The sequence below is a fragment of the Streptomyces sp. A 4/2 genome (assembly GCF_940670765.1).
GTDB lineage: Bacteria > Actinomycetota > Actinomycetes > Streptomycetales > Streptomycetaceae > Streptomyces.
Genome location: NZ_CALNVW010000037.1, coordinates 51,512 through 69,380, shown reverse-complemented (window position 1 = coordinate 69,380; position 17,869 = coordinate 51,512). Strand labels below are relative to the sequence as shown.

Below are 17,869 nucleotides of genomic sequence, written 5' to 3'. Positions count from 1 at the left end.
CCTGCGCCCTCATGAGCACCATGAGCACACCCACGGACCCGCCCCCGCGCACATCCCGCAGGACGGCGGTGGTGACCGGCGCGGGCTCGGGGATCGGCCGCAGCGTCGCGCTGACCCTGGCGGAGGCGGGCTGGTCGGTGGCGCTGGCCGGCCGCCGTACGGAGAAACTGGCCGAGACGGCGTCACTGACCGGCGGCGAGACCCTGCCGGTCCGCACGGACGTCTCGTCGCCGGACGAGGTGACCGCCCTGTTCGCGGAGGTACGGGACCGCTGGGGCCACCTGGACCTGCTCTTCAACAACGCGGGCATCTCGGGCCCCGGCGGGGTGCCGGTCGAGGACCTTCCGTACGCGGCGTGGCAGAAGGTGGTCGACACCAACCTGACGGGGTCGTTCCTGTGCGCGCAGGCGGCGTTCCGGCTGATGAAGGAGCAGCAGCCGCAGGGCGGCCGGATCATCAACAACGGCTCGATCTCGGCGCACACACCGCGCCCGGACTCGATCGCGTACACGGCGACGAAGCACGCCCTGACGGGCCTGACGAAGTCCCTTTCGCTGGACGGCCGTCCGTACCGCATCGCCTGCGGGCAGATCGACATCGGCAACGCGGCGACCGAGATGACGGAGCGGATGCGGCAGGGGATCCGCCAGGCGAACGGGGAACTGGCGGTGGAGCCGGTGATGGCGGCGGCGGACGTGGCGAGGACGGTGCTGCACATGGCGGAGCTGCCGCTGGAGGCGAACGTGCAGTTCGCGACGGTGCTGGCCACGACCATGCCGTACGTGGGGCGCGGCTGACGCGGGGGCGCCCGGCATGACGGCGCGCCGTGGCAGGGTGCCGTCATGGACGAACACGCCTGGACGACCGTCACCCGACTCCACGCCTGGCTGGAGGAGTCCGCCACCCGGCCGCCCCGCGAGGAGACGCTGCTCCGGGTGCTGAAACTCTCCGAGGAGGTCGGGGAGGTGGCGCAGGCCGTCATCGGCGCCACCGGCCAGAACCCGCGCAAGGGGCGGTCGCACAGCTGGCAGGACGTGGAGGCCGAGCTGTGCGACGTGATCGTGACGGCGATGGTGGCGCTGCGCACGCTGACCCCGGACGCGGCCGGGGTCTTCGCCGCCCATGTGCAACGGGTCGCGGACCGTTCCCTCGGCGGTGCCGCGCCGCCGTCCCCCGACCCGGCCTCCGACACCCGGGAATGACCACGGAGCGGCGGAAGTTACGTCGACATGACGCCACTTCCCCGCCCCGAGATCCTCCGCTACACCGCCTTCTCCGCCGACCCGGCCGGGGGCAATCCCGCCGGGGTCGTCCTGGACGCCGCGGGGCTCGGCACCGCGGAGCAGCTCGCCATCGCCGCGGAGCTGGGGTACAGCGAGACCGCGTTCCTGACCGTGCCGCCGGAGGGGCTCGGCGGGGAGCCCGGCCGGGCGTACACCGTGCGGTACTTCAGCCCCCGGGCCGAGGTGCCCTTCTGCGGGCACGCCACCATCGCCACGGCCGTCGCCTTCGCGGAACGGCACGGCCCCGGCGACCTGCTCCTCGCCACCCGGGCGGGTACGGTCCCGGTCGCCGTGACCGAGCGGGACGGGGTGCTGCGGGCGACGCTGACGAGCGTGGCGCCCGCCGTCCTCGACGTGACGGCGGAGGACGTGGCCGAGGCACTCGCCGCTCTGGGCTGGTCCGCCGCCGACCTGGACCCGGCGCTCGCTCCCCGGATCGCGTACGCGGGAGCCCGCCACCTGGTGCTGGCGGCAGCGACCCGGTCCCGGCTGGCGGACCTGTCGTACGACTTCGACCGGCTGGCCGCGTTCATGCGCGGCCTGGACCTCACCACGCTCCAACTGGTGTGGCGCGAGTCGGAGTCCGTCTTCCACGTCCGCGACCCGTTCCCGGTGGGCGGGGTGGTGGAGGACCCGGCGACGGGGGCCGCTGCCGCCGCGTTCGGCGCGTACGCACGGGAGTTGGGCCTGGTCGCGGCGGATGCGGTCCTCACCCTGCACCAGGGCGCGGACCTCGGCCGCCCCGGCGAGCTGACCGTCGAACTGCGCGCGGGTGACGAGCGGGTGCGGGTGAGCGGCACGGGCGCCCGGATCGCGGACTGAACCCCCGGCGGCGGGCCACTGCCCGCCGCCGGTCCGGCCGATCGCGGTGGCGCCGGTCCGGCCGATGGCCGGTGTCACCGTCCGCGTCAGTGCTTGCGCCTGCGGCGGGGACGCCGGTTGCGCAGGGCCACCGTGCCGACCGCGAGCAGCGCGGCCACTCCCCCGCCCGCTCCGAGCAGCGGCCAGGAGCTGTCGCCCGTCCCGCTGCCGCCGGACGCCGCGGCCCGCGCGGCCCGCGGACCCGCGGCCGGGGAGGCGGTCCTGAGGCCGCCGCCCTCGCTGAGCGGGTCGACGAGCATACCGACGGGGGTCACCTTGTCCACCGCCCTGAACCCCCAGTCCAGCAGGGCCGAGGTCTCCTTGTACACCGCGTCGTAGCCGACCGCCGGGTGCATGACGGTGACCAGCAGGGTGCGGCCACCTCGGGTGGCGGCTCCGGTGAAGGTGTTGCCCGCGTGCGTGGTGTAACCGTTCTTGACGCCGATCATCCCGGCGTACGTGCCGAGCAGCCGGTCGGTGTTCTGGATCTGGAACTTCTTGCCTCCCCGGCCGGGGAACTCGGCGACGCGGGTGGCGCAGTAGCCCCGGAAGTCGGTGTTCCTGAGCCCGTGCCTGGCGAACAGCGACAGGTCGTACGCGGACGACAGCTGCCCGGGGTGGTCGTAGCCGTCGGGGCTGACCACATGCGTGTCGAGGGCCTGGAGGTCCACGGCTTTCGCGGCCATCTCACCGACCGTGCCGGCCACACCGCCGTTCATGGAACTCAGCACGTGGACGGCGTCGTTGCCGGAACGCAGGAAGACCCCATGCCACAACTGGTCGACGGTGTACGTGGTTCCGGCCTCGACGCCCACGAGGCTGCTGCCCGCCGGAATCCCCGCCAGATCGGCGGCGGTCACCTTGCGCTTCTGCGCCTTGTCGAACTTGGGGAGCACGGTGTCAGCGAAGAGCATCTTCAGCGTGGAGGCGGGCGGCAGCGGCCGGTGGGGCCGGTAGGCGGCCAGCACCTCACCGCTGTCGTAGTCCGCGACGAGCCACGACTGAGCGGCGGCGCGCGGCAACGCGGGCGCACCGGCGCGGCGTCTGACCTGTATCCCGTCGAGGCCCAGCCGCTCACCGCCGATCACGGTGGCGGCCGAGGCCGGGGTGGCCCCGGAGACGAGAAGCGCGGCGGGCACGGCAGCGGCGGCGAGGCCGAGCACTGCGCGCCGGGAGTGCGAAGCGTTGCTGGTCACTGAGGGATCGTACGAACCTGAGCGGCGGGCGGGTGCGGCGGGGCCGATCTCACCCCTCGCACGGGTGCTGTTCCTGTGCGTGTCCGTCACCGGATCCACCCGAACACATGTCGCCCTTGTCCGAGTACATGCCTGTATTGCGGGTAAGAAACCCATGTGGGGGCGAGAATCCAGCGCCCGGAGGTGTCTTATGAGCACCACCTATGAGAAGGACGACTTCTACTCACGCGACAGGTCGCCCAACGCGACCATGCCGGAGGACCGCCCCCGTGGAGGCGGACCGAGAGCGCCACTGAAACACCGCGGGCCGCTGACCGTGGTTCTGATGACCGCGGCCATCATCCTGCTGATCATCGTGGGAGTCGCGCTCTTCCCGTGACCGAAGCCTCTTCCGGTGACCGAAGCGACGCCGACCGTGTCGGCACCCTGACACCCGACGCGGTCGGCGTCGTGCGCTACGGCACCCGGTGCGGGGCGCGGCGGACGGCGAGGACCGCCAGGTCATCCTGTTGGGACCCCGCGGTGAAGGCACTCACGTCGTCGACGAGTGAACCGATGAGTTGGCCTGCGGTGATGTCGACGCGGCCGGTCAGGCGCGTTTCCAGCGGATAGAAGGCGCCCTCGGGCGAACGGGCCTCGGTCAGACCGTCGGTGCACAGCAGCAGCGTGGCCCCGGTGGGGAACGGGAACCACTCCACCGTGCGCGGCTCGTCGACCAGGCTCGCCAGGCCGAGCGGCACATGCTCGGTCCCTGCGGCGACGGCGGTGACCGCTCCGTCGTGCAGCAGGTAGGGCGGGATGTGCCCACAGGTGACGACCTGGGTCTCGGTGCTCTTGTCCACGCCCAGGACGAGCGCGGTGACGAACCGTTCCGGCTCACCGCGCTGTGCCGCGTAGTCGTTGTGGCGGACGACCGCCGCTTCGAGCGCGTCGATGAGCAGGGTCATCGTCGGCTCGCGGTGGGCGGCCTCGCGGAAGGCACCCACGACGTCGATGGCCATGCCGATGGCGGGCAGCCCCTTCCCCTGGACGTCGCCGATCAGCACCCGGGTGCCCCAAGGGGTGGCCGCCACGTCGTAGATGTCGCCGCCGACGAGCTTGTCCTGCTGCAGCGGCTCGTAGACACCGTCCACGAGGACGTCGTCGGTGAGCAGCGGCAGGGGACGCAGGATCTGCCGCTGCATCGCGGCTGCGGTCGACCGCAGCCGCACCAGCGCCGCCTCGCGCGTGAGGCGAATCCGGGAGCTGTAGACGGCCAGCGCACCGAAGCCGATGGCGAACAGCGCCAGGATCACCCGGTCGACGAAACGCTCCTCGGACCGGATGAACACCGGCACGATGACGAAGGCGGTCACCCAGGCGGAGACCAGGGCCGTCTGGCGCGGGCTGCACAGCGCCGCGGCGAACGCCGGCAGGAACACCAGCAGGCCGAGAAGGAAGACCGCGGCTCCGGTCAGCAGGACAAGGGTGACCGCCACCGCTGTCGTGGCCACCGTCGCCCAGACGACATTGCGGGTGGAAGGCGTGCGAATGGCGGTGTCTTCGTCGCTGCGGTCCGCCAGGTCGGGTGCCGAGCGCAGTGCCGCACGCAACGAACGGAACATGCGGGCATCCTCCAGCGGCACTTGAGGTCGGGCTGGTGCGAGTCCGCACACGGCGGCGGACAGGCGGCCTCGATCATTCACGTCGGCCAGGGGCCCGGCGGGAGGCTGGCCGCTGCCGTGCTGAAGTGCGCCCGTACGAGTGGCGATGCGCGGAGCGGGCACGCGGTTCGCCGACTTCGACGCCGATGGCACGACGAGGGCACGACGAGGGCACGACGAGGGCCGGGCGGTCCCCCTGGTACGGGGGACCGCCCGGCCCGGCTGTGTCGTTGCCGTGCGCGTGCTGTGTGGTTACCGGACGTCGTAGGCGCGGGTGATCGTCTGGCTGACCGCGTTCTTGTTCGAGTCCGTGAAGGTGGTCTTCAGCGTGACCTGCTTACCGGCGGCGCCGGTGTGGTCGAGGACGGCCGTCCACTTGCCGTTCTTCTGCTCGGTCGGCGCCTGGGTCCAGGTGGTGCCGCCGTCGTAGGAGTAGGACAGCGAGGCCGCGGTGATCGTGCCCGGGGTGTACCCGGCGTGGCCCTCGACCGACAGGCCGACCTTGATGCCGCTCTTCGCGGGCAGCGTGTTCATGCCGTCCACCGGCAGGTCGTAGTCAGGGAAGAGGATCGGCAGACCGCGGGAGTAGACGTCCGACTCCAGGTGGGAGCGGAAGCTCCAGGTGGTGGTGATATCGGTGGAGCGCAGCCAGCTCCGGTCCGAGGACGGAATCTTGTCCAGGTTCTGGGTGAGCTCGTACGCGGAGTCCTCGGCCGGAACCGCGAACGCGTCGTACGGATAGGTGCTGGTGGCGATCTGCTCGCCGTTGCGCTTCAGCACCAGGTTGCCGAGGTCGCCGAACGACGCGCCGCCGGACCAGTGGTCACCGGACGCGTCGAGCCAGAGCGCGCTCTGGAAGCCGATCAGGTCACCCTGCCGCTCGGCGGCCAGCACCGGCTTGCCGTCCGTGTCACGCGGCGCCGCCGGCCGCAGGAGACCGCGGTACCACTCCTCGGAACGCCGGTCCCCTGCCCGGTAGGTGCGGTTCTGGTCGCTCATGAACGCGGCGAACGGGAAGCTGCTCATCGCGCCGTGGGACCAGACGTCGTCGCCGGTCGTGTAGTAGGCGGTACGGGTACCGGGCACATGGACCGGGTCGAACAGGCTCACCGTGATCGAGGTGTTCGTGTTCCAGGAAGGACCGATGAAGAGTCCGTCGAGGTAGTCGGCCTCCTTGCCGAGGGCGTACCACTTCTCGGTGACCTGGGCCAGCTTCGAGTCCTTCGACTGGTACACGTGGTCGGACTGCAGCGGGCCCTGGCTCGGGAACGAGAGGTTGTAGACATAGGACGATCCGCCCTGGGAACCGGTCGCGCGCCAGGTGGGCCGGAACTCGAAGAAGCCCTTCTTCGCGCGCCCGTCGACGGAGGCGTAGAACTTCTGCACGGCGCTGCCGGCCATGAGCGATCCGTCCAGCTGCCAGGTGTCGTCCCAGGTGCGGGCGTAGCTGAAGGTGGTGTGGGTGACCGTCGAGGGGCGGTCGGTGCGCACGCTTATCCGGTGGGCCTTGCGCGCGTCGAGGACGACCGTGGTGTCCCCGGTGATCCGCAGCTGCGGGCGCCCGAGGTAGCCGATGGACTCGGCCGCGTTGTTCGCGTCGTAGGTGGCCACGAAGCTGGAGAGGGCGTAGTCGCCCGGACGCACGCTGTACGTCTGGTCGGTCGCGCCCGCGTTGCTGCGGCGCTCACCCTTGGCGGTGTCGAGGCTGACCAGGTCCAGGGAGGAAGCACCGTTCGCGGGCTGCCCGTTGCGGTCGATGACCTTGACCCGGAGGGTGACGGTTTCCGGCTGGACGTAGAGCGTGACCGGTACGGAGACGTGCACGTCGCTGCCGGTGGCCATGATCCGGCCGGTGACCGCGCCGTACTGGCCGGCCTGGAGGTGAGCGGTGGGGTTGATCCGCACCGGCACCTGGACGGTGGCGCCCGCGGGAACGGTCACCTTGCTCTGGTCCAGCTTGACGACGCCGGAGTTGACGTCGCTGCCGTCGTTGCCGTGCACGCCGCTGACCTTGAGGCCCAAGGTGAGGTCACCGGTGCTGGTGTTGGTGAAGGGCACCTGCACGGTGGTGCGGTCCGAGGCGTCCTGCGGCCAGTTGAAACTGCCGCCCTGGACGGCGGGCGCGGAGAGCACCTTCTGGTGCACCGCCGTGGCCACGTCGAGGACACCGGCGCCGGTCTGGTCGGCGCCCGCGATCTTGCCGCCGGTACGGGCGGAGGAGACCAGGGCCGCCTTGATCTGCTGCGCGGTCCAGTCCGGGTGGGCCTGGCGGACGATGGCCGCCGCGCCCGCGACGTGCGGGGTCGCCATGGAGGTACCCGACATCGTCTGGTACGCGTAGACGCCGCGCCCGCCCGCCTTGGCGGCCAGGATGTCGACGCCGGGGGCGGCGATCTCGGGCTTGAGGGTGTGGGTGACGGCCACCGGGCCGCGGCTGGAGAACGGCGCGGTGGTGTCGTCCTGGCCGACAGCGCCGACGGTCAGCACGCCGGGCGCGCAGCCGGGCGAGGAGACGGTCTCACTGGCCGATCCGGCATTGCCCGCGGCGATGACGAACAGGGTGTGCGTGCTCTGCGAGAGCTGCTTCGCGGCCTCGGCCAGCGGGTCGGTGCAGTCGCCGATCGCGGGGTTGCCGAGGCTCATGGAGACGACGTCGGCCTTCTGGTCGACGGCCCACTGCATGCCCGCGATGATCCAGGAACTGTCACCGGAGCCGCTGTCGTTGAGGACCTTGCCGATGAGCAGGGAGGTCCCGGGGGCGACGCCCTTCTCGCGGCCGTCACTGGCCGCTCCGGAGCCGCCCACCGTGGAGGCGGTGTGGGTGCCGTGACCGTGCCGGTCGTCGGTGCTGTCGGAGTCCGTGAAGTTCTTGGACGCGGCGACCCGGTTCACCAGGTCCGGGTGCTGGGCGTCCACGCCCGTGTCCAGGACGGCGACCTTGGTGCCCTTGCCGTCGTAGCCCTCGGCCCAGGCCTCCGGCGCGTGCACCTGCTTGGTGGACTGGGCCAGCGTGGCCTTGACCTTGCTGTCCAGCCACAGCTTCTTCAGCGAGGAGCCGGAACGGGAGCGGTTGTCGGTGACGTCCTGCCAGAAGGTGGCGGCGGTGTCCTTGTCGGCCTTCAGCGCGACACCGTCCACGGCCGGGAGACTCAGACCCCGCTCGGCTCCACGGGGAGCCGCCGGTGCGCTGTCGGCAACGTTCACGCTGTTCCGGTAGGTGGCGATCAGCGGCAGCGTGTCGGAGTGGGTGTCGTCGTATCCCTGACGGATGAGCCCACTGACGTTGAACAGCTGCTCGTCGACCTTGCCCTCGGCGATCGCCCGGGAGGCGTCGTCCGGGTAGACGTAGAGGTCCTTGCCCCGCTGGTACGTCTGCACGATCGGCTGTACGCCGTCCTTGCGGGGCAGTACGGCTGCCGAGCTGTGGCCCGACGGGTCCGTGGTCACCAGTACCTTGTCGCCGGTGACGAGCGTGACGGTGACCTGCTTGCCGTCCTTTGCCGCGGCCCCGCTGCCGACGACAGGACGTTTGCCCGGGGAACCGCCGGGCGGTGTGTCCGCTGCCGCCCCGGACGGCGCGACGGCCGTGACTGCCAGGACCGCGGCGGTAGCCGCGCCCAAGGCAATTCGCGCTATCGGATACATGAATCTCCCTAATCGAAACCGTGAACGTGCCATGCTGCGGCTGCATCCTGGCAGGGATACGGATCACTCAGGGGTGCCCACGTGTGGCGGGTTCCCCACGTGGCGGCATTCCGCCAGCCGGTCACTTCCGGCGGTTCACCTGACCGGGCTCTCCCGGTCAGGTGGATGAACGTACTTCCAGCTGAGAGCGGGTGTACCCGCCCCGGGGACTACCGGACGGCCCGTGCCCCGGACGCGCCGGGGACGGGATCAGAGCCAGCCCATGCGCGCGGCGTGCCATCCGAGCTGGAGGCGCGATTCCACTCCCGCGAGGTCCATCAGCCGGCGCACCCGACGCTCCACGGTGCGTAGGGAGAGGCCGAGTTGGGACGCTGCCCGCCGGTCGGAGATCCCGGCCAGCAGCATGGCGAGTACCTCCAACTCCTCCTCGGACGGCTGCTGTTCGGCGGCCGGCTCCTCGCCAAGGCCCGTGGGGGTGGTGTACAGCGGCCGGGCCTGAGCCCATTCCTTCTCGAAGAGATGCACCAGGGCCGTCAGCAGGCCGCTGCGGTGCACCACGATGGCGCTCGGCTCGCCTCCGGGATCCGTCATGTCCAGGGGCACCATGGCGCGTTCCCGGTCGGAGATGACCATCTTGAGCGGCAACGAGTCGGCCACGCGCAGCTCGACGCCCCCCATGACGGCCTCCCGCACGTCCCGCACGGCCTCGTGGCCGTCGAAATAGTTCTTGGCGGCCACGACCCGGAAGTCGACGCCGCGGTCCAGAGCGGAACTCTCCGACGTGTCGGTGTCCTCGCGCGGCACCGCGATGGGCTCGCCGACGAGGAAGACGAACAGCTCCCGCTGGGCCCCGGACTGCAGTTGGTGGAAGCGGTGCGCCACCTGTTCCACACCCACGACCACCTCCACGACACCGCCCGCCGTGTGTGCGGCGGTGTTGCGGTACTGCTCGGTCAGCTGCGCATACGCGGTCTCGGCCAGGTGCAGGGCGTTGCGCTGCTCGACGAGGAGGGGGGCCAGGGCCACCGAGGGCGGGGTGAGCCGGTAGCGGGCGGCCCCGGGACCGGCCTCGGCGGGTTCGACCGGGCCGGGAATCCCCGTCCCGGTGGCGACGGCCACCAAGCCGCGCGCCGCGAGGCCGAGCAGGATCCGGTCGCTCTCGGCCTCGTCCAGTCCGGTCTGCTGGGCGAGGTCCTGCGCGGATGCCGCCGGGCGCGCCAACAGGGCCGTGTATATGGCCTCTTCGGGTGGGCCCAGTCCGAGCGCCTGCAGCATCCGGTTCCTCCTGGGGCGGCCACCGTGTCCGGCCCCGGCACAACTCACGTGCACCGAGCGGGTCTTTTCCGTCGAACCCTATCTCTCAACCGGAATACGTCGTTTTCCGCTTCGCCTGTCGGTACCGGTGGGTGGACATGTCCCGGGCGGGAGGCACGGAAGAGCCACTGCTCCCTGAAGTCCGTGCCCCTGAGGAGCCCGTGCCCCTGAAGCCCGGAAGGGGCCTCCGACACACGTCGGAGGCCCCTTCCGGGAAAACTTCACAGATGGCGGCGGACGAGCCGGCCTGTACGCCGGGTTCTGTCACCCGGTGACCTCGCGGTCGCCGGGGAGACGGCCATCCATCTACGACCGGCATTGCTGCCGGCCTCCTGCGGTCTACCCGCGGACTCGGGCGAGCAGCCCTCGAACGTCCGCGCAGGATCGTCTTGCGACAACCCCTCTTGACCTTGCTCCAGGTGGGGTTTACCTAGCCGCCTGAGTCACCTCAGGCGCTGGTGGTCTCTTACACCACCGTTTCACCCTTACCGGGGGCCTTGCGGACCCCGGCGGTCTGTTTTCTGTGGCACTGTCCCGCGGGTCACCCCGGGTGGCCGTTAGCCACCACCTTGCCCTGTGGAGCCCGGACGTTCCTCGGGAGGATCCGGAGATCCCCACGCGGCCGTCCGGCCGACTCGTCCGCCGTACGGACATCGTAGCCGGTCGCGGCCCTGCCGGAGCCGGCCGACTGCGGGCCGGGGCGGGACGGAGGCGGGACGGTGGTCCGGGCCGGTACCGAGTGCCGCACCTTTACGCTGGCTGTTGCTGCTCACGTACGAAGGAGACCTGCCGTGCTCGTGCTCTTGCCGCCGTCCGAAGGAAAGGCCGCGAGCGGCTCCGGTGCCCCGCTGAAGCCGGAGTCGCTGTCGCTGCCGGGGCTGGCCGGGGCACGGGCCGCGGTGCTGGACGAACTGGTCGAGCTGTGCGCGGCGGACGAGGAGAAGGCGCGCGAGGTCCTCGGGCTGAGCGAGGGGCTGCGCGGCGAGGTCGCCAAGAACACGGGGCTGCGGACCGCGGGCGCGCGTCCCGCCGGTCAGATCTACACCGGCGTGCTCTACGACGCACTGGACCTCGGCTCCCTCGACGCGTCGGCCCGGCGGCGGGCCGCGACGTCCCTGCTGGTGTTCTCCGGGCTGTGGGGTGCCGTACGGATCGGCGACCGGATCCCCTCGTACCGCTGCTCGATGGGGGTGAAGCTGCCGGGCCTCGGGGCGCTCGGGGCGCACTGGCGGGCGCCGATGGCCGCCGTCATGCCCGAGGTCGCGGGCGGTGGGCTGGTGCTCGATCTGCGGTCGGCCGCCTATGCGACGGCATGGAAGCCGAAGGGTGAGGTCGCGGAGCGTACGGCTTCGGTACGGGTGCTGCACGCGCCGACCCGGAAGGTCGTCAGTCACTTCAACAAGGCGACGAAGGGGCGGATGGTGCGCGATCTGCTGCTCGCGGGCGCCGCACCGGCCGGCCCCGCCGCCCTCGTCGAGACCCTGCGGGAGCTGGGGTACGTGGTGGAGGCATCGGCTCCGGCGAAGGCCGGGAAGGCCTGGGAGCTGGATGTACTGGTGACCGAGATCCACTGAGCCACACCCACGCCCGTTGCACAGGATGCAACGGGCGTTGCGCGTGACGTGTGTGCCGGGGCAGGATGCCGGTATGACTTCCGTGCTCGACCTTGCCCCCGTGGTCCCTGTCGTCGTGCTCGACGACGCAGCCGATGCCGTACCGCTGGCGCGGGCGCTGGTCGCGGGCGGGCTGCCCGCGATCGAGGTGACGCTGCGGACACCCGCCGCGCTGGACGCGATCCGGGCCATCGCCGCCGAGGTGCCGGACGCGGTGGTCGGCGCGGGCACCGTGATCTCCCCCGAGGGGGTCGCTCAGGCACTCGCCGCGGGGTCCCGGTTCCTGGTCAGCCCCGGCTGGTCGGACCGGCTGCTGGGCTCGATGACGGAATCCGGTGTGCCGTTCCTGCCGGGCGTCTCCACGACCTCGGAGGTCGTGCAGCTGCTGGAGCGCGGGATCACCGAGATGAAGTTCTTCCCCGCGGAGGCGGCGGGCGGGACGCCCTACCTGAAGTCGCTCGGGGGGCCGCTGCCGCAGGCGCGGTTCTGCCCCACCGGCGGGATCTCGCTGACGTCCGCGCCGTCGTATCTGGCGCTGCCGAACGTGGGCTGCGTCGGCGGGACCTGGATGCTCCCGGCGGAAGCCGTCGCCACCCGGGACTGGGCGCGGGTGGAGTCACTGGCGCGGGGTGCGGCGGCGCTGCGCGTGGCGTGACGCGGGTCCGGTCGACCGGCGGCCGAAGCACGTTCCGCCCGAAGCGGGTTTCCGCTCAGCGCAGGTGTGACGTGTCGTTCAGCAGCCGTACGGACGCGTTGCCGTCCGCGTAGTACGCCACCGCCGACACCGAGGCCGCCGAGAGTTCCATCCGGAACAGCGACTCGGGCGGCGCGCCCAGCGCGAGCCGTACCAGTGTCTTGATCGGTGTGACATGCGTGACCAGCAGCGCCGTCGTCCCCCGGTGCCCGGCGATCAGCCGGTCGCGGGCGGACGCGACCCTGCGGGCCACTGTCGCGAAGCTCTCGCCGCCGCCGGTCGGGGCCGCCTTGGGCGAGGCGAGCCAGGCGTCGAGGTCGGCGCGGTACCGCTCGCGCGCCTCGCCGAACGTCAGGCCCTCCCAGGCACCGAAGTCCGTCTCACGCAGGCCCTCTTCGATCCGGACCGGCAGACCCAGCCGGTCCGCCACCGTCTGCGCCGTCTCGCGGCAGCGGCGCAGCGGTGACGACACGACCGCCTGGATCGTGCCGCGGGCAGCGAACGCCGCCGCGGCCCGTTCCGCCTGCTCGCGGCCGGTCGCGGACAGCTCGGGGTCCGTGCCGCCACTGCCGGAGAACCGCTTCTCCGGGGTGAGCGCCGTCTCGCCGTGGCGCAGCAGTACGAAGGTCGCCGGGGCGCCCAGGTCGGCCGGGGCCGACCAGCCGACCGGCGGGGCGGCCGGGGCACCGGTCGCCTCAGGGGCGGACGGCGCGCCCAGGTCCGCCGTCGAGTCCGACGGCTCCCACTGCCTGCCGTCCCTGCCCGCGTCCATCGCCTCGTTGGCGAGCCGGTCCGCGTGCTTGTTCCGCTCGCGCGGGATCCACTCGTACGTCACCTGTGACCGGGGCAGCACGGTGGCGGCCTCCGCCGCCAGCGGCTTCATGTCCGGGTGCTTGATCTGCCAGCGCCCCGACATCTGCTCGACGACGAGTTTGGAGTCCATCCGGACCCGGACCCGAGCGGCGGGGTCCAGCGCCGCGGCGGCCCGGAGCCCGGCGATGAGGCCCCGGTACTCGGCCACGTTGTTCGTGGCGAAACCGATGAACTCCGCGGCCTCGGTCAGGGTCTCCCCGGTGGCCGGGTCGAGCACGACCGCGCCGTAGCCGGCGGGCCCCGGGTTGCCCCGGGAACCGCCGTCCGCCTCGACGACGAACTCCCGCATCAGATACCCGAGTCGGCCGTACGCACCAGGATGCGGTGGCAGTTCTCGCACCGCAGCACCGAGTCGGCGGGAGCCGCCTTCACCTCGTTGACCTCGGTGATGTTGAGCTCCAGGCGGCAGCCCTCGCAGCGGCGCTGGTAGAGACGGGCCGCGCCGACGCCGCCCTGCTGCACCCGCAGCTTCTCGTACAGCTTCATCAGGTCGGCGGGGACCGAGGCGGCCACCACCTCACGCTCCTTGGTGAGGGTGGCGACCTCGCGGTCGATCTCCCCGGCGGCGGCGTCGCGGCGCGCGGTGGCGTCGGCGACCTTGCCCTCGACGGACCCGACCCGCTCGGTGAGTTCGGTGGCGCGCTCCTGCGCGGACTCGCGGCGCTCCATCACTTCGAGGACGACGTCCTCCAGGTCGCCCTGGCGCTTGGCGAGCGAGGTGATCTCGCGCTGGAGGTTCTCCAGGTCCTTGGGCGAGCTGACCGCACCGGAGTCGAGCCGCTGCTGGTCGCGCGCCGAGCGCTGGCGGACCTGGTCGACGTCCTGCTCGGCCTTGGTCTGCTCGCGGGCGGTGTCGCTCTCCTCCGTCCGCACGGCGACGAGCAGGTCGCGGAGCTGGGTGAGGTCCTTGGTCAGGGAGTCGATCTCGGCGTGCTCGGGAAGCGACTTGCGCTTGTGCGCGAGCTGCGACAGCCGTACGTCGAGGGACTGGACGTCGAGGAGTCGGATCTGGTCGGCGTGCGCGGCGTTCAGTTGGGGGCTCCAGAAGGATCGGTTGCGGTGGACGCCGCGTGGGCGGTCCAGGGGTCTGTGACCGTACGGGAGACGTGGGTACGCAGACCCCATCCGTTCCGGTCGGAAATCGCGTCGAGCTGCGCCGCGGCCTGCGTGCACCAGGGCCACTCGGTGGCCCAGTGCGCCGCGTCGAGCAGCCCGAGCGGTGACTGCTGCACCGCCTCGGACACCGGGTGGTGGCGCAGGTCGGCGGTGAGGAAGGCATCGACGCCACTGGCGCGTACCTGGTCGAAGAGGCTGTCGCCGGAGCCGCCGCTGACCGCGACGGTGTGGACGAGGGCGTCGGGGTCGCCCGCGACGCGGATGCCCTGCGCGGTGGCGGGGAGCCGTGCGGCGGCCCGTGCGGCGAACTCCCGCAGGGTCACCGGGTGGTCGAGCTCACACACCCGGCCGAGGCCCCGCCGCCCGTGCGGGTCGGCCGGGTCGGGTACGAGGGGGCCCACGACCCGCAGGTCCAGCGCCCCGGCGAGCGCGTCGGAGACCCCGGGGTCGGCGGTGTCGGCGTTGGTGTGTGCGACGTGCAGGGCGATGCCGTGCTGGATCAGGGTGTGCACGACACGGCCCTTGAAGGTGTCGGCAGCGACCGTCGTCGTCCCGCGCAGATAGAGCGGGTGGTGGGTGACGATCAGCTGGGCGCCGAGCTCCACCGCCTCGTCGGCGATCTCCTGGACGGGGTCGACGGCGAAGAGGACCCGGTCGACACCTTCGGGGGCCTGCGGATCGCCGCACACCGTACCGACGGCGTCCCAGGATTCGGCCCGCTCGGGAGGCCAGAGGGCGTCGAGTGCGGCGATGACTTCAGACAGACGGGGCACGGCTACAGGTTACCTGCGCTCCGTGCCCCGGCTGCCGGTCGGGCCTGGTCGGTGAACCAGCCGGCCTCACTTGACCAGCCGGTGTCACTTGACCAGCCGGTGTCACTTGACGAGCCGGTGTCACTTGACGAGCCGGTGTTACTTGACGAGGTAGTGCTGGAGGTCGTCGAGGACCTTGTCGGCCGCGGTCACGCCCAGACCCAGGTACCAGGTCTCGTCGGGAACGTTCTTCGCCTGCCCGTCCTTGACCGCCTTGAGGTTCTTCCAGAGCGGGTTGGACTGGACGGTGTCGCGCTTGGTGGCCTTGGGGTCGCCGTACACGCCGGTGAAGATCCAGTCGGCGTCCGCGGAGTCGATCTTCTCGGGGCTGATCTCCACGGCGAGGTCGTTCACCTGCTGGCTCTTGGGCCGCGGCAGCCCGGCGTCCTGGAGGATCGTGCCGATGAAGGACTGCTGCGCGTAGAGGCGGATCCGGTCCGGCATGTACCGGACCATCGAGATGGTCGGCTTGTGCGGGCCGACGTCGGCGCCGAGCTGCTTGGCGCGCTTCTCGTACGAGCCGAGTTCGGCCTTGGCCTGGGCGGTCCGGTCGAGCGCCGCCGCGTTCAGCAGGTAGTTCTGCTTCCAGGTGAAGCCCGGACGGATGGAGAAGACGGTCGGCGCGATCTTCTTGAGTGCGTCGTACTTGTCCGCCGCGCGCAGCTGGCTGCCGAGGATCAGGTCCGGGTGGAGGTTGGCGATGGCCTCCAGGTTGAGGTTGTTGATCGTGCCGACGTTCTTCGGGTTCCCGGCGTTCTTCTTGAGGTAGCTGGGAATGCCCTCGCTGCCCTCGGTGGGCGCGTAGCCGACCGGCTTGATGCCGAGGGAGACGACGTTGTCCAGCTCGCCGACGTCGAGGACGACGACCCGCTGGGGCTTCGCCTTGAGCACGGTCTTGCCCATGGCCTGGGTGATGGTGCGCGGGAACTGGCCGGGCTTGGCGTCCGTACCGAACGCGGCGGTCTTCTTCGCGGCGTCCCCGAAGTCCTTGCCCCCGGTCGCGACGTCCTTCTTGGCCGCCGAGTTGGCCTTGTCGGAGCTCGCGGCGCCGTCCCCGCTGTCACTGCTTCCGCAGGCGGCGAGGGTGAGCGCGCCGGTGAGCGCGAGGGCGGCGACAGCTGCGCTGCGGCGACGTACGGACATGGCAAAGCTCCTGACAAGGGTTACTTAGGTGTGCCTAACCTTAACCACCCCTCTCCCGCCGAGCACACCCACCCCCTCCTTCTCAGCCGAACCCCGCGGTGGCCACCCTTACGAGGGACTTCGTCCGACCCGGCTGGTTCGGCAGGACGTACGAAAACTAGCTTCGGTGTCCGGAGGTGACCGAACGATGACAGCCCCGGCCACGACAACCGCGACGATGACCGCGACGCAGCCCCACACGACCGCCACGACCCTCGCGAACACCGCGGACGGTCTCGACGCGGTACGGCGGACGGACTTCACCCTTGCCCACGACGGGTCCTACGCCGCCCGGCTGGCCCGCCGCAGCGGGGACGCCTGGTTCCCCGAGCGCTGGACGCTGGACGGACCCGAGCCGTACGCGGTGGAACTGCCCGGCCACCAGCCCGAGGAGCCGGACTCCGACGTGCTGCCGCTGGCCGACGGGCGGGTGCTGATCCGCCGGTTCATCGAGGGGCGGCACACCTTCTCCCTGCTCTATCCGACCGGTCCGGGCACCGGCGAGGTGCCCCTGGGGGGCGTCGAGTGCGAGCGGCTGACCCTGCTGCCGCCCGCGCCGGGCAGCGCCTGCGCCTACGCCCTGGCGCCGGGCGAGCACGCGACCACGGTCTGGCTGGTGGCGGGCGGGGCCTTCGGGCCCGAGTACGTCACGGAGGTGCCGGGGCGCTGCACCGGCGGGGTGTGGCTGGACCGTACGGGCCGGATGCTGGCCCTGGACCGGGAGACGGACGGGGTCACCAAGGCGGTGGCGGTCGACCTGGAACGGGGCGGCGAAGTCACCCCGCTGCTCCAGATCACCGACGACAGCGACGACCGCCTGCTGCTGGCCGACGCGGACAGCGGCCTGCTGCTCGTACGGTCGAACGCGCCCGGGTACGACCGGCTGGGCTGGGGCGTCCTGGGGAGCCGGCGGCCGGTGCGCTTCCCGGAGTGTCTGCGGCTGGACGACGCGGTGGTCTCGCCGTTCGCCGTGCAGCCGGGGCAGGTGCTGATGCCGGAGACCTGCGGGGTCGCGCTGCGGATCGACGGCGCGGCGGGCAGCTGGCTGGGGGTGTGGCGGCCCGCGGCCCGGCGGCTGCTGCAACGGGCCGCGCCCGAGGGGTGGTTGGCGGGGGCCGGGCTGTGGACCGCGGAAGGGGTGCTCAGGCTGCCGTGCTCCACGGGCCCGGTACCGGTCTCAGTGGTGGACATCGCGCCGCTCGGCGAGGTGCCCTGCGACCTCTCCATCGAGCTGTCCATGGGGGTGGGCACAGAACCCGCACAAGTGGAAGTCCCTGGTCAGGAACCGTGCGGCCCCCCTGACACTCCTGTTGTGTGCAAGCCCGTACCGTTGCAGCAGGCGCCTCTCAACGGGCGCCCGCAGGCTGGTTAGAATCTCGGGCCTGCCCACACGAGCAGCGCTGCAGTAACTGAAGTAAGCGAGCGATTTGACGGGGGAGACGTCTCATCATGTCTGAAGCCAGGACCGACACCGCCCGGACGAGGCCGCAGCCTGCGACCGCGGGCCGGGGCGAAGCCGGAGGCTCCGGAAAGCACCGAGGGAGTGCGGCGCCCACCGAGGCGTCGGAGGCCGAGACCAACGGCCGCCACCGCCGCGCGGCGGAGCAACGCACCGGTGCTGCCTGACCGATCACGCG

The 17,869-nt window shown here is 71.6% G+C and carries 16 protein-coding genes and 1 other RNA gene; 8 read left to right on the top strand and 9 right to left on the bottom strand.

From position 1 onward, the window contains the following. The first annotated feature begins 11 nt into the window (after positions 1 to 11). From NBY69_RS27260 to NBY69_RS27250, 3 genes are read left to right on the top strand one after another with little or no spacing between them, the layout of a single operon-like run. A complete protein-coding gene (locus NBY69_RS27260) occupies positions 12 to 797 on the top strand; it encodes an SDR family oxidoreductase (protein WP_250304367.1) in 786 nt (261 codons plus the stop codon). 45 nt (positions 798 to 842) lie between these two features. Then, a complete protein-coding gene (locus NBY69_RS27255) occupies positions 843 to 1,202 on the top strand; it encodes a MazG-like family protein (RefSeq protein ID WP_250304366.1) in 360 nt (119 codons plus the stop codon). Between the two features lie 27 nt (positions 1,203 to 1,229). After that, entirely contained in the window at positions 1,230 to 2,105 is an 876-nt protein-coding gene (locus NBY69_RS27250) for a PhzF family phenazine biosynthesis protein (RefSeq protein ID WP_250304364.1), read from the top strand. 86 nt (positions 2,106 to 2,191) lie between these two features. Here NBY69_RS27250 and NBY69_RS27245 read toward each other — a convergent pair whose 3' ends face one another. Continuing rightward, a complete protein-coding gene (locus NBY69_RS27245) occupies positions 2,192 to 3,340 on the bottom strand; it encodes a D-alanyl-D-alanine carboxypeptidase family protein (RefSeq protein WP_250304362.1) in 1,149 nt (382 codons plus the stop codon). 190 nt (positions 3,341 to 3,530) lie between these two features. Between NBY69_RS27245 and NBY69_RS27240 the strand changes: the two genes are divergently transcribed. Continuing rightward, positions 3,531 to 3,719, top strand: a complete 189-nt coding sequence (locus tag NBY69_RS27240; RefSeq protein ID WP_250304360.1) for a hypothetical protein — start codon at positions 3,531 to 3,533, stop codon at positions 3,717 to 3,719. A 76-nt stretch (positions 3,720 to 3,795) separates the two neighbouring features. Here the strand turns inward: NBY69_RS27240 and NBY69_RS27235 are convergent, their stop codons facing one another. The 4 genes from NBY69_RS27235 to rnpB all read right to left on the bottom strand — a co-directional run bounded on the left by NBY69_RS27235 (position 3,796) and on the right by rnpB (position 10,580). Further along, positions 3,796 to 4,944 carry a PP2C family protein-serine/threonine phosphatase gene (locus tag NBY69_RS27235; RefSeq protein ID WP_250304358.1) on the bottom strand — a complete coding sequence of 383 codons (1,149 nt, stop codon included), beginning with the start codon at positions 4,942 to 4,944 and terminating at the stop codon, positions 3,796 to 3,798. A gap of 291 nt (positions 4,945 to 5,235) precedes the next feature. Continuing rightward, the gene (locus tag NBY69_RS27230) at positions 5,236 to 8,628 is read right to left on the bottom strand and encodes a S8 family serine peptidase (protein WP_250304356.1); all 3,393 of its coding nucleotides are present in this window, start codon (positions 8,626 to 8,628) and stop codon (positions 5,236 to 5,238) included. Between the two features lie 249 nt (positions 8,629 to 8,877). Then, on the bottom strand, positions 8,878 to 9,903 hold the full coding sequence (locus NBY69_RS27225; protein ID WP_250304355.1) for a LuxR family transcriptional regulator: 1,026 nt from the start codon (positions 9,901 to 9,903) through the stop codon (positions 8,878 to 8,880). A gap of 273 nt (positions 9,904 to 10,176) precedes the next feature. After that, an RNA gene (rnpB, locus tag NBY69_RS27220) (RNase P RNA component class A) lies at positions 10,177 to 10,580 on the bottom strand. A 153-nt stretch (positions 10,581 to 10,733) separates the two neighbouring features. Between rnpB and yaaA the strand changes: the two genes are divergently transcribed. Together yaaA and eda are read left to right on the top strand one after the other, a co-directional pair. Next, positions 10,734 to 11,516 carry a peroxide stress protein YaaA gene (yaaA, locus tag NBY69_RS27215; protein ID WP_250304352.1) on the top strand — a complete coding sequence of 261 codons (783 nt, stop codon included), beginning with the start codon at positions 10,734 to 10,736 and terminating at the stop codon, positions 11,514 to 11,516. Positions 11,517 to 11,589: 73 nt separating this feature from the next. Continuing rightward, positions 11,590 to 12,210 (top strand): bifunctional 4-hydroxy-2-oxoglutarate aldolase/2-dehydro-3-deoxy-phosphogluconate aldolase, encoded by a 621-nt coding sequence (gene eda / locus NBY69_RS27210; RefSeq protein ID WP_250304350.1) that lies wholly within the window; start codon positions 11,590 to 11,592, stop codon positions 12,208 to 12,210. 55 nt (positions 12,211 to 12,265) lie between these two features. Here eda and NBY69_RS27205 read toward each other — a convergent pair whose 3' ends face one another. The 4 genes from NBY69_RS27205 to NBY69_RS27190 form a co-directional block, all read right to left on the bottom strand. Beyond that, positions 12,266 to 13,411, bottom strand: a complete 1,146-nt coding sequence (locus tag NBY69_RS27205) for a bifunctional RNase H/acid phosphatase (protein ID WP_250304627.1) — start codon at positions 13,409 to 13,411, stop codon at positions 12,266 to 12,268. Beyond that, entirely contained in the window at positions 13,411 to 14,154 is a 744-nt protein-coding gene (locus tag NBY69_RS27200; protein WP_250304625.1) for a zinc ribbon domain-containing protein, read from the bottom strand. Before NBY69_RS27200 ends, NBY69_RS27205 begins: the two co-directional genes overlap by 1 nt. Then, on the bottom strand, positions 14,151 to 15,011 hold the full coding sequence (locus NBY69_RS27195; RefSeq protein WP_250304348.1) for a Nif3-like dinuclear metal center hexameric protein: 861 nt from the start codon (positions 15,009 to 15,011) through the stop codon (positions 14,151 to 14,153). Before NBY69_RS27195 ends, NBY69_RS27200 begins: the two co-directional genes overlap by 4 nt. A 138-nt stretch (positions 15,012 to 15,149) precedes the next feature. Next, positions 15,150 to 16,193, bottom strand: coding sequence for an ABC transporter substrate-binding protein (locus tag NBY69_RS27190; protein ID WP_250304346.1), 1,044 nt, complete (start codon positions 16,191 to 16,193; stop codon positions 15,150 to 15,152). Between the two features lie 187 nt (positions 16,194 to 16,380). Between NBY69_RS27190 and NBY69_RS27185 the strand changes: the two genes are divergently transcribed. Both NBY69_RS27185 and NBY69_RS27180 read left to right on the top strand, forming a co-directional pair. Then, positions 16,381 to 17,604: a hypothetical protein gene (locus tag NBY69_RS27185; RefSeq protein WP_250304344.1), complete on the top strand. Its 1,224-nt coding sequence runs from the start codon at positions 16,381 to 16,383 to the stop codon at positions 17,602 to 17,604. A 77-nt stretch (positions 17,605 to 17,681) separates the two neighbouring features. After that, complete coding sequence (locus NBY69_RS27180) at positions 17,682 to 17,858, top strand: hypothetical protein (protein ID WP_250304342.1); 177 nt, start codon at positions 17,682 to 17,684, stop codon at positions 17,856 to 17,858. The last annotated feature ends 11 nt before the right edge of the window (positions 17,859 to 17,869 follow it).